This window comes from Enterobacter sp. HMSC16D10, assembly GCF_001807145.1.
GTDB lineage: Bacteria > Pseudomonadota > Gammaproteobacteria > Enterobacterales > Enterobacteriaceae > Enterobacter > Enterobacter roggenkampii.
Genome location: NZ_KV787833.1, coordinates 97,169 through 110,669 on the forward strand (window position 1 = coordinate 97,169; position 13,501 = coordinate 110,669).

Consider the following 13,501-nt stretch of genomic DNA (forward strand, 5'->3'; position numbering starts at 1 on the left):
AGTTACGCCCAGCGTTTAATGATAATCGAGGTGTTGATGCCGCCAAACGCGAAGTTATTGCTCTGCAGATACTCGCAATCGATCTGGCGGGCTTCTCCCATAATATAATCTAAAGCACCACATTGCTCATCCGGTTGCCTTAAATTGAGTGTCGGGGCAAACCAGCCTTCACGCATCATCTGTAAACTCATCCATGCTTCCAGCGCGCCGCAGGCTCCGAGCGTGTGGCCAAAATAGCTCTTCAGCGATGAAATCGGCACGTTGTCACCATAGATAGCGGCAGTGGCCTGGCTTTCAGCAATATCGCCGCGATCGGTGGCAGTACCGTGTGCGGAGATATACCCCATATCCAGGGCGCTTAATCCCGCCATGGCCAGCGACTGCTCCATACAAATCTGCATGGTTTCACGCTGAGGCTGGGTGATATGGGCCGCATCACAGTTAGTGGCAAAGCCCACGATTTCGCCGTAGATAGTGGCCCCGCGCGCTTTGGCATGCTCCAGCTCTTCGAGTATCAGGGTGCCCGCGCCTTCCCCAATCACCAGACCATCGCGCTGCGTATCAAATGGCGAAGGGGTGGTTTTGGGTTCATCGTTACGCTGGCTGGTGGCAAACAGCGTGTCAAACACCGCCGCTTCAGACGGACACAGCTCCTCAGCGCCCCCCGCAACCATAACGGTCTGATAGCCGTGGCGAATCGCCTCCCAGGCGTAGCCAATTGCCTGGCTGCCGGACGTACAGGCGCTTGAGGTCGGGATGACGCGGCCACGTAATCCGAAGAACAGTCCGGTATTCACCGCGGTGGTGTGCGGCATCATCTGCACGTAGGTTGTGCCGGTGATGTTATTGGTGTGCTTTTCGGTGAGCATAGTGGCGAATTCGCTGACGGGCCCGGTACTGCCTGTGGATGAGCCATACGCGATACCCGTTTGCCCATTGGTGAGCACCGCCTCGCCAATCAGCCCCGCCTGCTCCAGCGCCAGCTCGGTGGCGCGGGTCGACATCAACGACACGCGGCCCATGGCGCGGATCCGTTTGCGGGTATAATGTTCCGGCAGCGTGAAGTCATCAATCGGCGCGCCCAGCAGGGTGTGCAGGCCATCATAGATCTGCCACTCCGGCATTTTACGCACCGCGTTTTCATACGCCAGCAGCCTGCTGGACACGGATTGCCAGTTTTCGCCAAAGGCGGTCACGCCGCCCATGCCCGTAATCACCACGCGACGCGTCATAGCATTCCTCCGTTAATGGAAATGACCTGGCGGGTGACGTAACCCGCAATATCTGACATCAGATAGCTTGCCAGCCCGGCGACCTCCTCAGCCTGGCCCATGCGTTTCATTGGAATGATGGACATCGCTTCTTTCAGCGCGGCCTCTTCCATTTCAATCATTCCGGTATCAATCAGCCCCGGCGCAATGCAGTTCACGGTGATTTTGCGTTTTGCCAGCTCAATCGCCAGCGCTTTGGTGGCACCGATAATGCCCGCTTTTGCCGCGCTGTAGTTCACCTGCCCGCGGTTACCCATCACGCCGGACACGGACGATAAGGTGATAATGCGTCCCCCTTTACGGGTGCCAATCATCGGCATAATGCAGGGGTGAATGACGTTATAAAAACTGTCGAGATTGGTGTGGATCACGCTGTCCCAGTCGTCTTCACTCAATGCCGGAAAGGCACCATCGCGGGTGATACCCGCGTTGCTGACCACGCCATACCATGCGCCATGGGCTTCAATGTCCTGTTCCAGCACCTCGCGGCACTGTTCGCGGTTGCCCACATCAAACGAGAGTAAACGGCCGTTGCCGCCCGCCTGCGTGATGGCGTCCAGCGTCTCCTGCGCGCCTGCGGCATCACGATGGTAATGCACGCCTACGGTAAACCCGTCGGCGGCAAGCTGGCGGGCGATGGCGCGCCCTATGCCTTTGCTGGCCCCGGTGACCAGTACGGAACGACTCATGCGTTAGATCCCTGATTAAAAAGCGAGGTTAATTCTTCTGCGCTTGGCTGGAAGGTGTTGACCCGGCCCGTGGCCAGCGTCTCTTCATTAGCGGAAATTGCGCATTCAAAACTGCCGAAGCGTTCGTCCTGCATCAGCAGCTTAACGGTGATGTCCAGCGTCAAGCCTGCGGCGAAACGCCCGCTGGCGCAGATCAGTTCACGCGCGCCGAGCACCATGCCCAGCGCAATATGCTCCTGCCCCTGCTGCTGGCGATGCCAGCCGGACCAGACGCCGACGGTCTGCGCCATCAGCTCGAGCGCGTACCAGCCCGGCAGGTCGCCATCGGCATTCAGAAAGGGTGCCAGCACGCTTTGTCTGTCTATCGCGACGCGGCATACCGCCATGTCGTCCGTCACATTCTCAACGGACTCCAGCAACATCATGGGCGCATCGTGCGGCAAATAGGCTTCGGGTGATAAGTAGCTCATGACGCTCTCCCCAGCAGAATGCTGGCGTTGTTGCCGCCAAACGCGAACGAGTTAGACAGAATGACCGGCTTTGTCAGCGCGGTGCGCTGGTGCAGCAGACCGCACGGCGCCAGCGTGTCGTCCGGTGCGTAGCGGGCGAAGTCCTGCGGCGGTAAGGGCAGATCGCGCGTCAGAATCAGCCAGCTCAGGGCCGCTTCGGTGATACCGGCAGCGCCCAGCGTATGGCCGGTAAGGTGTTTGGTAGAGCTACAGGGCACGCTTTCCCCAAAGAGATCGTGTACCACCTGCGATTCAATCTGATCGTTAAGCGGCGTGGCCGTGCCGTGCAGGTTGATGTAGCCGATATCTCCGGGCTGCATACCCGCTTCGTTGAGCGCCTGCGTGATGGCCCTGATCGCCCCTTCGCCCTGCGGATGCGGAGCGGAGATATGGTACGCATCGCTGGATTCCCCCGTCCCGAGCAGCGCCACGTCCGCGGGCTCACGGCTAAGCACCATCAGCGCGGCGGCTTCACCGATGGTGATCCCCCGACGGTCGCGACCAAAAGGCTCGCAGAGCGAAGGGGAGAAGGATTCAAGGCTGTTAAACCCGTTGACGGGCATCCGGCTCAGGGTATCTGCTCCGCCTACAATGGCGATGTCCACCAGCCCGGCTTCAATCAGACGTTTGCCGCCGATCATCGCCCGCGCGCTGGAAGAGCAGGCTGTCGAGATCGTATAGGCCGGGCCTTCGAGCTGAAGCCAGTTGGCGAGGAAGCGGGACGGATCGCCGAGCTCCTGCTGCGGGTACTGCCAGTGCGTGCTCACTTCGCCATGGGTCATGCGCTGCACGTGCTCATCGCCTTCATCCAGCCCAGAGGTGCTGGTCCCCAGCACCACGGCCACCCGATCGCGGCCGACGCGGGCGATAGCCTCCTCGACGGTCGACTGAATCTGCGCCAGCGCGGCCAGCAGAAGCTGGTTGTTGCGGGTGCGGTGTGCGGACAGCGTTTCCGGGATGGGCGGCAGTTCGCCTTCCACACCGCCCAGCACGGCATCGGGTGAACCCTGTAACCAGCCGGTTCGGGCATGCATACCCGGCGCTACGCCCGTCACCAGGTTGGCAGCGATTTCATCATGCGAGTTGCCCAGCGCGTTGACCATGCCAACAGCGGAAATATAAATCATCTCAGTCACCCAGATATTGAATGGTGATGTGGTATTTAAAAACGTGTTGCTCGATGCTGATCGGCTCGCGCTTGCCTTTACGCTGCAGGTAGACAATCTCCGTCACCAGCTTGCCGCTGGCGTTACGCAGTTCGCGCCGATCGCCCGTGTCAGTCAGCGTCCAGCCCTTCGGCAACTGCGGCTGCCAGGCGCTAATCGGCCAGTGGCTGAGCATCACGTCGGCCAGCACCTGGCTGGCGGGCGGCAACTGCGGCACAACGATCGACTGCTCGGTATGAATACCGGTCTCATCGTACGTCGCCAGGAACAGACGAATGCCCACGGAAGAGAGCCCGGCCAGCGTCACTTTATGCGCATCCGCGTTGAGCATCACCAGCAGGGACTGCGTTTGCCCGTTAAAGCTGCCGGTCAGCAGCTGCTGGGAGCTTACCGCCGGGCTAATGCCGGGCGGCGGGAGCGTAACGCGGGTTCCCGGCTGGAGCCAGGCCTGGGGACGCGTCTCTTGGGTATTGGTCGAATGGCTGCAGCCTGCCAGCAGCAGCGCCGCGGTTAGCGCGACGGCGCGGTAAAAAGCGTTCATTTACGTTTTCTCTCTTTCTTATCCGGCATCGCCAGCGGCGCCAGCAGGAAGGCGGTAAAAATACCGCTCACCAGCACGATACCAAAGCTGCTAATAGCCTGCGTGGCGCTGAAGACGAGCATGCCCAGCGTCAGCAGCGTGGTCATCATCGCCAGCGTAATCGCCAGCATCGAGGTCAGCGGCGTGCCGCGCGGGTTGCTGAAAAACAGCGTGTAGTTAATGCCAATGCCGAGCACCAGCACCAGCGCCAGCAGTGAAAACAGGTTTACCGGGTGGCCCGTTGCGGCCAGTACCGCCAGCCCGCAGCTCAGCGACAGCACGGACGGCACCAGGCTTATCAGCCCCTTACGCCAGCCGAGGCGCACCATCGCCCCGCAGGCAATCACCGCCAGCGCGGCAAACAGAAGCCCCGTCAGCAGCGCGCGGTAGAGGGCAAACAGGGTGTCAAAACTGGCTTTGCGATCGACCCAGACGACACCGTCATGGCGCGCGGCCAGCTCGCCGAGGGCCGCGCTGTTTTTTGCGCCGTCCACCGGCACGAGCACGCCGCTTTGACCGTCGGGCAGGGTCAGCCAGAGCAGACGCCAGCCTTCGCTGGCCGGGCTTTTAAGCCACGCGTCCACGCTGACCGGCATGGCGTCCAGATTCGGGGAGACGGCGTTGAGCCCTGCGCTTTTCAGCACGTTCGTTACCGCAGGCGCGGCGTTTTGCAGCAGCGTAAGATCGCTTTTCTGGCGGGCCAGCGAGTTCAGCGGCAGGGTGCGCCAGCGGGTAATTTCTCCCGCTTTCTGCGCCTCTGCCAGCGCCGGGGTAAAGGCTTCCAGCCGCTCCAGCGTTTGCTGAGGCGAAGCGCCATGAACCACAAACCATTTCTGATCCACGCTCTGTCCGGTCAGGGCGGTAATGGCCTTCTCCTGCGCCAGAATATCTTTCGGCAGCGCCTGCAGCTGGGCGATGTCGTCGTCCACCTTCAGCGTGCTTATTCCCACGGCGGAGAGCAGCGCCAGCGCGACGGGAAGACCAATTGACAGTTTTTTACTGCGTCGCCAGGCGGCCAGCCAGCGCAGCATCAGGACCATAAAGGGAACCGGGCGCACCGGTAACCCGCGGCACAACCACGGATGCCAGAAAATCACCGTCAGGCAGGAGGCGCTGAGTCCCACGGCAGCGAACACCGCCATCTGGCGGATCCCGGGGAAGGGGGCCAGCATCATAATCAGGTAGGCGGCGACGGTCGTCAGCAGCGCCAGCAGCAGCGCATTGCGAACTTTGGCCAGGCTTTGCCAGGGAGTATGCTCCGCGCCGTGTACCATCCGTTCGGTCAGGTAGTAAAGCGTGTAGTCTGCCGAAATTCCGATGATGCTCATGCTCATCACCAGCGTCATCAGGTGCAGCTCGCCAAAGAGCAGCAGCGTCACCACCGTCCCCGCCAGCGCGCCGATGGCAATGGAGAGCACGCTCAGCAGCAGCGGGCGCAGAGAGCGGAACACCGCCACGATGAGCAGGAACACGCCAAGCAGGGTGGCGATACCCAGCGTCGAAACATCACGTTTGGCCTGCTGGCTGGCGTAATCGCTGTAGAACACGGTCCCGCGGGAAAGCAGCTGTGCCTGAGGGTAGCGGGTTTTCAGCGTCTCCTGCAGCGCGTTAAGCGTCGTCACAAGCCTGTGGGTCTGCTGCATATCAAATGATGAGCCCGCCAGCTCGCCGTGGAGCAGATACCAGTAGTTTCCCGCCTCATCTTTTGCGACCAGCCAGCCGTCCATCAGCCGCAGCTTCTGGCCGTTTTGCGCCAGAGCGAGCTGCGAGCCGCGCATCAGCATCAGGGGATCGTTTTGCAGCTCTTTGCCGCTGACGCCGGAAAAGGCCGAGTAGAGCTGAGATAAAATCCACTGCGCCTGCGCTTCTCCGCCGTTTTGCAGGCGGGCGCGGGTGGCGGGGTCAATCAGACCATTTCGGTGCTGCCAGAAGAACTCTCCCCAGGCCTTTTGCCCGGCGGCGTCCATCGGGCCTTTGACCTCGCTGAGCGAATCAGTGCTTTGCAGCAGCGCCAGCCACTGCTGTGCCACGCGCGGATCCGGCTCTTTGCCGGGGCTGACCAGCCAGACCAGCTGGCGGTCGAGACGCTGCATAAACCCGTCGTTGAGCGCCGGCGGGATAGCCCCCAGCGTCTGCTTCGGCAGCATGGCCAGCACGCTGCTGTTCAATCGCGCGCCGGACAGCAGCGACAGCAACACGCCCAGCAGAATCAGGCATAGCGTGGCCCACAGCAGCGCCGGGCGCAGGGATTTACGGTGCGGCAAAGCGTTGGCGTTCGTCATCGGTCAGGCTGGCGGGCGTCAGTTGGTGGCGAGAAAGGGCGATATCGGTACGGTCGCCCTGTTTGTCGTTGAGGCGAATCGTTTCCAGATAGGTCGCGCCGCCCAGATCGAGGGTGGCGAAAATCTTGTCCAGCGGCGTCGTTTTTGGCGTAAGCACCAGCGACCAGCGGCCCGCTCCCCGGTCTTTAAAATCGATGCGGAAGTTCTCTTCCAGCACCTTGCGGTCGGCCTGGAACAGGGCGCGCAGAAGATGGTTGAACTGGAACATCTGCGGATTATTGTCGGCAGTGATGGTTTGCGGCGGCTGGCCGTTAATCGCCTGAACCATCCGCTTGTCGTCCAGCAGGAGCGTCATCGGAAACGGCGCTTTTTGATCCCACAGCAGGCCGCTGTCGCGGGCGATCAGCATCTCGCCCTGCGAGCGCAGCGGCTGCGGCATATCTTTTATCGTGCGAACCTGTTCGAAGTGCGCGCGCACCACGGGCTGCTCGGTGAAGCGCTGCTGCAGCTCATCCAGCGTCACGGCGCTGACCAGCGGGCTGACGATCAGCGCCAGTAAAGGCAACCATTTCATGGTGTTACTCCCATACGTTCAAACAGTATTGCCGGGCTCACAAAGCACATTTCGCGGGTCGCTTCTTCCACCGCCACCTGAATGGTGTAACCGGTGGTCGTGCGTTTGCCGGTCTGCGCATCGAAAATTTGATAGGCAATGCGCAGGCGGTTTTCATACTCTTCAATGTGCGCGCGGACGCGAATACGCTGCTCAAAGGTCACCGCATCGCGGTATTTCACCCGGGTGTCGACGACGGGCCAGACGTAGCCGGAGGCCTTCATCTGGCGATAGCCATAATCAAACTGATTGAGCAGCGCCTCGCGGGCGATCTCAAAGTAGCGGAAATAGTTACCGTGCCAGACCACGCCCATCATATCGACGTCGTGGAACGGAACGGTGATTTCGACTTCAGTCGTAAAGCGGGGATCGGTCAGCACCCTTTACTCCTTCTCACTGGACTCTGGCAGATGCCAGAAATCGAAAAAATTAAACCAGTCGAGCGGCGACATGAGGGCGTAATGTTCCAGCCGCTGCGCATAGCGATCGACGGTATCTTGCAGTGCCTGCTGGCGTTCACCGCGCGGCAGGCGCAGCGGGTCGGCAAACGGCTCGCAGTGCAGGACGAGCTTACCCTGCTGGCGCAGGGCGAAAATCAGCACCACCGGGCAGCGCAGGATGGAGGCCAGGATAAACGGCCCCTGTGGGAACGGTGCAGGCTGGCCCATGAATCGGCTCCAGATCACGCGCCATTCGCCGCCGCGCTGCGGATTCACCGCGATGCGATCCCCCACAATCGCGACCCATTCACCGCGCTCAAGCTTCTCTTTGATGGCAATGGCGGTGTCCGGGCCGATGTCGGTGACCGACATCAAATTCACGCCAGCTTCGGGCGCCATTTCGCTCATGATTTGCTTAAAGCGCTGGGCGTTCTCGCTGAAAACCAGGGCGTTGATGATTTTACTGCCTTCCAGCTGAGCCAGGGCCCGGCAGGCCTCTACGTCGCCAAGGTGCGAGGCCAGCAGCAGTTTGCCCTGTGGAGCCGCGATGTTCAACGCTTCGCTCGCGCCGGGGGCAAAGACAATATCGCGATGAAGCTTCAGTTCGCCGCGCCAGCTGGCGACTTTATCCAGCATCGCGTTGCCGAAGCGCATGAAATGGAAAAAGCTGTTAAGCCGTGAGGGAACAGGCATGCTCCGCTGACCCAGTTCTTGCTTCACTCTCGCCATCCACTGCCGCGAGGCCTGCCGCGCCGGACGCGCGATAAGCCAGTACACGCCGATAACCGGCCACAACAGCACGGTAAAGGCCCGCCGACCCAGCAGTTCCCAGACGCGCAGCATCAGGCGCATCCCCCACAGACCCTTGACCTCGTCCTGCTGCGCCCAGTGCTGGCGGCGTCGACGGAAAAGCAGGCCGGGCATGCGGGGCAGCATGCCGAAGAAGAGCCGGGTATGCATCAGGGAGATCCGCACGTTATCTTTTAGCGCGTCGAAGTGGGACAAACCGTCCTGCGGATAGGTCACGCGCGTGGGCAGAAAGACGCTGGTGTTGCCCTGCCAGTAGAGACGAACCATCACTTCGGTGTCAAAGTCCATCCGCTTGCCGAGCGGTTCGCGCGCTGCCAGCCGCAGCGTGGGTGAAACCGGATAGACCCGAAAGCCGCACATGCTGTCTTTAAGCTGCAGCGATAAGGTTTCAATCCACACCCAGACGTGGGTGATCCAGCGCCCGTAAAGTCGTGAGCGCGGAATAGAGTCATCGTAAATGGGCTGGCCGGAAATCAGCGCGTCCGGGTGGCGCTCCGCCAGCGCCAGCAGTTTGGGGATATCTTCGATGGCGTGTTGACCGTCCGCATCCACCTGCACGGCGTGGGTGTAGCCCGTCCGCGCGCACTCCTCCAGCCCTCTGATGACCGCGGCACCTTTTCCGGCGTTTTGCGCCAGACGAACCAGCGTCATCTGTGGCTCCGCCGCCGCCAGGCGCTCAAGCTCCTGACGGGTGACTGCGTCGCTGCCGTCATCCACCACCAGGCACGGCAGGCCGAACGGCGCGAGACGTGACAATACGCTGGCAATCATCGCGCCGTGGTTGTAGCACGGGATCAGCACGCAGGGACGAAAGATTACTGACATAGACGAATTTTCCCGCTGCTGGCGGTGTGGCGCTCAGCCCCGGCATGGCGTTGATAGCTGAAGGTCAGCATCTGACGTTCGGCATGCCACTCAAGCATCAGCGTCACCGTGGTTTCCGGCAGCAGTGGTGCCTGAAACTTCACGTTTTGAATGCTGTGAAAGCGATAGCCCGGTGCCAGTAACGTCGTGGCGTAGTGCATCACCCAGTCAAGCTGCGCAACGCCGGGCCGCAGCGGTTGTACGGCGAAATGGCCCTGAAACCAGAACAGCGTTGCGTCGAGATGCAAAACGATCTCCAGCTTCTCCGGCTGTGTCTGGTGGCGCTCAATTTCATGAATTTTCATGAAATAACTCCTCTAACTGCGCATAGACACGCTTGTTCATACTGTTTACCGGCATTTCATCAACGATGCGCCAGTAGCGCGGCACCGCGACAGGTTCAAGCCACGGCAGCAGGGCGCGACGCCAGGCGAACTCCTGCGCTTTTTTATCCTGCACATACCCGCGCTGACGGGCCGTTTCATCCAGAACCAGCAGGGCGCCAATCCCCTGACGACCCCCGCGCGTGACCGGCAGGGCGGCCGCTTCGCAAATACCGTCGAGCTCCAGCAGGCGGCGTTCGATCTCGTTAAGCGAGATGCGGTTTTCTTCAATTTTGACCACTCGCCCGCGGCGACCGGCGATGCTGAAAAGCCCCTCGCTGTCGAAGTGCAGGATATCGTCGAGCTGGAGCCCTTCTGGCTCATGGATCAGTGGCGACGTAACGCGACAGGCGTCATCTTCCTGATGGAAGATCACGCCGGGGAACGGTAGCCAGGGCACGTTATCCTCCTGACGATGGCGCCAGGCGAGGATCCCGGTTTCGGTACTGCCATAAATTTCATCCGGCCAAAGGTTAAGCCAGCCGGAGGTGGTCGAGACGTCACGCCAGGGCAGCATTCCACCTGCTGAAATCAGCATCCTGACGGGCGGCGCGGCAAGCTCGGTATCCAGGCGCTTCAGGAACGCCGGGCTGCTGATGAACAGGTATTGCCTGTCAGGAGGCAGAGCGGCCAGTTGTTCTGCGTAATAGAGCATCGCGGCATGCAGCGGCAGGCCCAGCGCCATCGGCAAGACGATACGGAATGTCAGGCCATACAGGTGTTGCGGTACGACCGAGGCCACAATGCTGCATCCGGCCAGACGCTCACCAAAGCGGTTAGCCAGCAGGCGGGCTTCGCGATCCAGACTGACGATGTGCTTAACCACCCGGCGCGGCGTGCCCGTGGAGCCTGAGGTGAACAGTTCAACGAAGCGGTTTTCGTCAATGGCTGACAGAGGCACCCAGTGGCTGGCTGTCTGGTGGCTGGAGGCCACCACAATCTGTTTCCCATGAAAACCAAGCGTTCGATCGCTCAGAACGCCGCTAAACAAAGATTGCTGTTCTTCAAGCTGCGAGACGCGGCTATGGCCGGGAATGACCGGTGTTTTACCGGCGTGCAGCGAGGCCAGCAGCGCAACAATAAACAGGTAGCTGTTTTCAAAGCACAGCGCCCAGCGCTCGCCTTCCTGCTGACGCAGGGTCTCGACCAGTAAGGTTACATCGTGGCGCAACTGGCCCAGCGTCCAGGTACGATCGTCAAGCCAGGCAACAGGCGTGTCGTCAGGGCGCGGCGCATTTAACCACTGGCCCAGCGGAAGGGGGTTAGTCATTGTGCATCTCTTTTTTTATCACCCGCTGGCGCACCAGCCACTCTGCTGCCATCAGCATCCCCATCAGGATGTAAGCCACCATACCGTTCCATAGCGTCCACAGATGCATGTCGCCGTGGAGGACGGTAAACAGCGCCATCGTGCCGTTGCCGACGAAAAAACCGCACCAGACGAGGGTCACCTAACGGGTATAGCGCACGCCCTCCGGGGGCAAGTTTGGCTCGCGCAAGCGCGCCAGTCGTTCGACAAGCGGCATCGCTGTCCACAGCGAGCCGCCAAACACGGCCAGCATGACAAGGTTGACGACCACCGGGTAGAGCAGCAGCCACTGGTGGGCTTTCAGCAGGTAGCTTGCCGTGCAGAGGGCGATCCCCGCCAGCGCCACGCACTGCACCACATACCGCATCGGGCTTGTGTTCCGCTGCGCCTGACGCAGCCGCAGCAGTAACACCAGAGCCATCACGGGTAATAGCCACTGCAGGCTGTTATGCGCCAGCCCAAATCCAATCAGGAAGGGCCACGCCAGCAGCATCAACCCCGTCAGAAGTGGGATGATCGGGAATGTCCGTCCGCCGCGCACGACGTCTTACTCTTCGCGCAGAAGCTGTTCGACGGCGTCTACCACATCCTGAACGGTACGAACCGATTTGAAGGTTTCCGGCTTGATTTTCTTGCCCGTTTTCTTCTGCAGATGAACAATCATGTCCACCGCATCAATGCTGTCCAGCTCCAGGTCTTCGTAAAGACGGGCTTCAGGGGTAATATCCTGCGGGTCGATTTCAAACAGTCGGGTCAGAAGGCCACAGACTTCCTGATAAATGGTTTCTTGTTCGGTCATCGTGATCACATCTCAGGCGCGTTGAGCGTTGATAAAGGACGCCAGCGTGGCGACGGAAAAGAAGTGCTGGCGCATCTCTTCGCTTTCAGCAGAAAGCACCACGCCATACTGGTTTTTCACGGCCAGACCCAGTTCCAGCGCGTCGATAGAGTCGAGACCCAGCCCATCGCCAAACAGCGCGGCATCGGTATCAATATCCTCTGCGGTAAGCTCGTCCAGATTCAGCGTGGTGATAATGAGATTCTTAATTTCAAGATAAAGCGCTTGCATCATTAATTCCTGACAAAGATTGAAGGCCTGATGTTAATCGATGCTGTAGATGCCGGTTTAACTGCCTTGCCGCCAGCGCCGGTTCTTGTTCATTTGCATCGTAAAATTCGTCGATGTTCACGCGGTCGCGGACATCCACGGTGAAGACAGGTTTTTCTGGCGGCACATCATACCAGCGACTTTTTTTATCCAGCAGATGTTCGCTACAGTGGATCAGCACCACCCGCAGATCGCTGTTACAGCGCACGGCGATATTTGCTGCGCCGCGCTGGAGGGAAATAGCTTCACCAGACCGGGTACGTGTGCCTTCCGGGAAGATTAACAGCGTGTCGCCCTGAGCCAGACGCTGCTGGCTTGCAGCCAGCAGAGGCTCGGCTTCGCTGTTAATCAGGTAATCCGCCGCGCGGATGACGCCGCTGACAAACGGATTGCGCAGCAGCGCGCTTTTAACCAGACAGTCGGTTTCCGGCATCACCGATGCCAGAATCACGTAGTCAATTAACGTGGGGTGGTTAGCCACCACCAGACAACCCCGATCGTTGCGCAGGGCGTCAAGATTGTGAATGCGATAGTCCAGTACCCCGAGGCCACGGGCAACGGTCAGGAAGAAGCGGAAGCTGGCCGCAATGCTGCGCCGCGCAAGGCGACGGCGGTTGGTGCGGTCGCGCTGGACGATCAGCAGCAGGTTGAACCATACCAGTGACAGCAGCAGCCCGCCCACGCCAAACAGCACGAAGCAGAATCCGGTCATCACCAGACGCCATAACCAGTTAATTCGGGCAGTCAGGCGGTTCATGCGCGCGTCCATTGCCACAGCAAACGTTCGCCGGGTACCACAAACTGGCGTGCCTCGCTGAGATAGCGTTGCAGGAACACCAGGCTTTGCGGAAGGGCGGGTTCATCCCCCGTGCTGCCCCTGCGGGTTTCACACTGCAATTCCTTGCCGGATTCAATCACCAGCGCCAGCGCGTAGGGCCAGGTGGGCATCTGGTGCGGTAACGCCGGGTGGTAAAATTCCGGCAGTGCGCCGTCAAAATCGACCAGCAAGACGCGGGAGTAGCCCGCCTGCAGCAGGCTCAGGACTTCACATAATGCCTGCTGGAAGGTGTCCAGCCCGGCAGAAATGGATGACGAGACGATAGCCTGGCGTGCGGTAATCGTGAGATTGCCCACCGCCGAATTGTGCACGGACATGGCGAAGTCGGTAGGCGATACGGATTGCCCCGTCGCCAGAGCATGCAGAATACGGTAGTTGCGCTCTAGCTCGCCGTGGCGGCTGGAATAGACGACGGCATCAATGGCGTGGTGTTGCAGCATAGCGAGACCAATGTCCACCGCCAGCTTACTGCCTGAATTGAGGCGGCGCGCGGTCATCATGGGTAAAGCGGTCAGCCGGGGAAGCGGGGCCGCTGGATCGACGGGCAGCTGCAGGCGTGACCACGCCTGCCACTCTGTGGCATCGCTGAGTCCTGGGGCTCTCGCCTGCCAGTCGATAATGTTCAGTGAAAATTTCATC

General features: G+C 60.4%; 15 protein-coding genes and 1 pseudogene. All 16 read right to left on the minus strand.

Going from position 1 to position 13,501, the window contains the following annotated elements; translation table 11 throughout:
- Positions 1 to 2: 2 nt before the first annotated feature.
- On the minus strand, positions 3 to 1,232 hold the full coding sequence (locus tag HMPREF3143_RS03395; RefSeq protein ID WP_058654976.1) for a beta-ketoacyl-ACP synthase: 1,230 nt from the start codon (positions 1,230 to 1,232) through the stop codon (positions 3 to 5).
- Positions 1,229 to 1,960: a 3-ketoacyl-ACP reductase FabG2 gene (locus tag HMPREF3143_RS03400; RefSeq protein WP_008503093.1), complete on the minus strand. Its 732-nt coding sequence runs from the start codon at positions 1,958 to 1,960 to the stop codon at positions 1,229 to 1,231. Before HMPREF3143_RS03400 ends, HMPREF3143_RS03395 begins: the two co-directional genes overlap by 4 nt.
- On the minus strand, positions 1,957 to 2,430 hold the full coding sequence (locus HMPREF3143_RS03405; protein WP_008503092.1) for a hotdog family protein: 474 nt from the start codon (positions 2,428 to 2,430) through the stop codon (positions 1,957 to 1,959). The genes HMPREF3143_RS03400 and HMPREF3143_RS03405 overlap by 4 nt, the downstream gene beginning before the upstream one ends.
- Entirely contained in the window at positions 2,427 to 3,596 is a 1,170-nt protein-coding gene (locus HMPREF3143_RS03410) for a beta-ketoacyl-[acyl-carrier-protein] synthase family protein (RefSeq protein ID WP_032664764.1), read from the minus strand. The genes HMPREF3143_RS03405 and HMPREF3143_RS03410 overlap by 4 nt, the downstream gene beginning before the upstream one ends.
- Before the next feature lies 1 nt (position 3,597).
- The gene (locus HMPREF3143_RS03415) at positions 3,598 to 4,176 is read right to left on the minus strand and encodes a DUF3261 domain-containing protein (RefSeq protein ID WP_045372071.1); all 579 of its coding nucleotides are present in this window, start codon (positions 4,174 to 4,176) and stop codon (positions 3,598 to 3,600) included.
- Positions 4,173 to 6,497 carry an MMPL family transporter gene (locus HMPREF3143_RS03420; RefSeq protein WP_070531770.1) on the minus strand — a complete coding sequence of 775 codons (2,325 nt, stop codon included), beginning with the start codon at positions 6,495 to 6,497 and terminating at the stop codon, positions 4,173 to 4,175. The genes HMPREF3143_RS03415 and HMPREF3143_RS03420 overlap by 4 nt, the downstream gene beginning before the upstream one ends.
- Entirely contained in the window at positions 6,466 to 7,071 is a 606-nt protein-coding gene (locus HMPREF3143_RS03425; RefSeq protein WP_023615798.1) for an outer membrane lipoprotein carrier protein LolA, read from the minus strand. The genes HMPREF3143_RS03420 and HMPREF3143_RS03425 overlap by 32 nt, the downstream gene beginning before the upstream one ends.
- Positions 7,068 to 7,490 carry an acyl-CoA thioesterase gene (locus tag HMPREF3143_RS03430; protein ID WP_008503087.1) on the minus strand — a complete coding sequence of 141 codons (423 nt, stop codon included), beginning with the start codon at positions 7,488 to 7,490 and terminating at the stop codon, positions 7,068 to 7,070. Before HMPREF3143_RS03430 ends, HMPREF3143_RS03425 begins: the two co-directional genes overlap by 4 nt.
- 3 nt (positions 7,491 to 7,493) lie before the next feature.
- A complete protein-coding gene (locus HMPREF3143_RS03435; RefSeq protein WP_070531774.1) occupies positions 7,494 to 9,185 on the minus strand; it encodes a glycosyltransferase family 2 protein in 1,692 nt (563 codons plus the stop codon).
- Positions 9,176 to 9,529 (minus strand): ApeI family dehydratase, encoded by a 354-nt coding sequence (locus HMPREF3143_RS03440; RefSeq protein WP_070531777.1) that lies wholly within the window; start codon positions 9,527 to 9,529, stop codon positions 9,176 to 9,178. The genes HMPREF3143_RS03435 and HMPREF3143_RS03440 overlap by 10 nt, the downstream gene beginning before the upstream one ends.
- Entirely contained in the window at positions 9,516 to 10,877 is a 1,362-nt protein-coding gene (locus HMPREF3143_RS03445) for a class I adenylate-forming enzyme family protein (RefSeq protein WP_070531780.1), read from the minus strand. Before HMPREF3143_RS03445 ends, HMPREF3143_RS03440 begins: the two co-directional genes overlap by 14 nt.
- Positions 10,870 to 11,457, minus strand: a pseudogene (locus tag HMPREF3143_RS03450) (hypothetical protein). Before HMPREF3143_RS03450 ends, HMPREF3143_RS03445 begins: the two are co-directional and overlap by 8 nt.
- Before the next feature lie 6 nt (positions 11,458 to 11,463).
- On the minus strand, positions 11,464 to 11,715 hold the full coding sequence (locus HMPREF3143_RS03455) for an acyl carrier protein (protein ID WP_008503082.1): 252 nt from the start codon (positions 11,713 to 11,715) through the stop codon (positions 11,464 to 11,466).
- A 12-nt stretch (positions 11,716 to 11,727) separates the two neighbouring features.
- The gene (locus tag HMPREF3143_RS03460; RefSeq protein WP_008503081.1) at positions 11,728 to 11,985 is read right to left on the minus strand and encodes a phosphopantetheine-binding protein; all 258 of its coding nucleotides are present in this window, start codon (positions 11,983 to 11,985) and stop codon (positions 11,728 to 11,730) included.
- Positions 11,966 to 12,781 carry a lysophospholipid acyltransferase family protein gene (locus HMPREF3143_RS03465; RefSeq protein ID WP_008503080.1) on the minus strand — a complete coding sequence of 272 codons (816 nt, stop codon included), beginning with the start codon at positions 12,779 to 12,781 and terminating at the stop codon, positions 11,966 to 11,968. Before HMPREF3143_RS03465 ends, HMPREF3143_RS03460 begins: the two co-directional genes overlap by 20 nt.
- The gene (locus tag HMPREF3143_RS03470; protein WP_070531782.1) at positions 12,778 to 13,500 is read right to left on the minus strand and encodes a beta-ketoacyl synthase chain length factor; all 723 of its coding nucleotides are present in this window, start codon (positions 13,498 to 13,500) and stop codon (positions 12,778 to 12,780) included. Before HMPREF3143_RS03470 ends, HMPREF3143_RS03465 begins: the two co-directional genes overlap by 4 nt.
- Between the last annotated feature and the right edge of the window lies 1 nt (position 13,501).

What these genes read in the sequence shown, in the direction of transcription:
- HMPREF3143_RS03395 (WP_058654976.1), bottom strand. Translation starts at nt 1,232, where the DNA reads ATGACGCGTCGCGTGGTGATTACGGGCATGGGCGGCGTGACCGCCTTT.
- HMPREF3143_RS03400 (WP_008503093.1), bottom strand. Translation starts at nt 1,960, where the DNA reads ATGAGTCGTTCCGTACTGGTCACCGGGGCCAGCAAAGGCATAGGGCGC.
- HMPREF3143_RS03405 (WP_008503092.1), bottom strand. Translation starts at nt 2,430, where the DNA reads ATGAGCTACTTATCACCCGAAGCCTATTTGCCGCACGATGCGCCCATG.
- HMPREF3143_RS03410 (WP_032664764.1), bottom strand. Translation starts at nt 3,596, where the DNA reads ATGATTTATATTTCCGCTGTTGGCATGGTCAACGCGCTGGGCAACTCG.
- HMPREF3143_RS03415 (WP_045372071.1), bottom strand. Translation starts at nt 4,176, where the DNA reads ATGAACGCTTTTTACCGCGCCGTCGCGCTAACCGCGGCGCTGCTGCTG.
- HMPREF3143_RS03420 (WP_070531770.1), bottom strand. Translation starts at nt 6,497, where the DNA reads ATGACGAACGCCAACGCTTTGCCGCACCGTAAATCCCTGCGCCCGGCG.
- HMPREF3143_RS03425 (WP_023615798.1), bottom strand. Translation starts at nt 7,071, where the DNA reads ATGAAATGGTTGCCTTTACTGGCGCTGATCGTCAGCCCGCTGGTCAGC.
- HMPREF3143_RS03435 (WP_070531774.1), bottom strand. Translation starts at nt 9,185, where the DNA reads ATGTCAGTAATCTTTCGTCCCTGCGTGCTGATCCCGTGCTACAACCAC.
- HMPREF3143_RS03440 (WP_070531777.1), bottom strand. Translation starts at nt 9,529, where the DNA reads ATGAAAATTCATGAAATTGAGCGCCACCAGACACAGCCGGAGAAGCTG.
- HMPREF3143_RS03445 (WP_070531780.1), bottom strand. Translation starts at nt 10,877, where the DNA reads ATGACTAACCCCCTTCCGCTGGGCCAGTGGTTAAATGCGCCGCGCCCT.
- HMPREF3143_RS03455 (WP_008503082.1), bottom strand. Translation starts at nt 11,715, where the DNA reads ATGACCGAACAAGAAACCATTTATCAGGAAGTCTGTGGCCTTCTGACC.
- HMPREF3143_RS03460 (WP_008503081.1), bottom strand. Translation starts at nt 11,985, where the DNA reads ATGCAAGCGCTTTATCTTGAAATTAAGAATCTCATTATCACCACGCTG.
- HMPREF3143_RS03465 (WP_008503080.1), bottom strand. Translation starts at nt 12,781, where the DNA reads ATGAACCGCCTGACTGCCCGAATTAACTGGTTATGGCGTCTGGTGATG.
- HMPREF3143_RS03470 (WP_070531782.1), bottom strand. Translation starts at nt 13,500, where the DNA reads ATGAAATTTTCACTGAACATTATCGACTGGCAGGCGAGAGCCCCAGGA.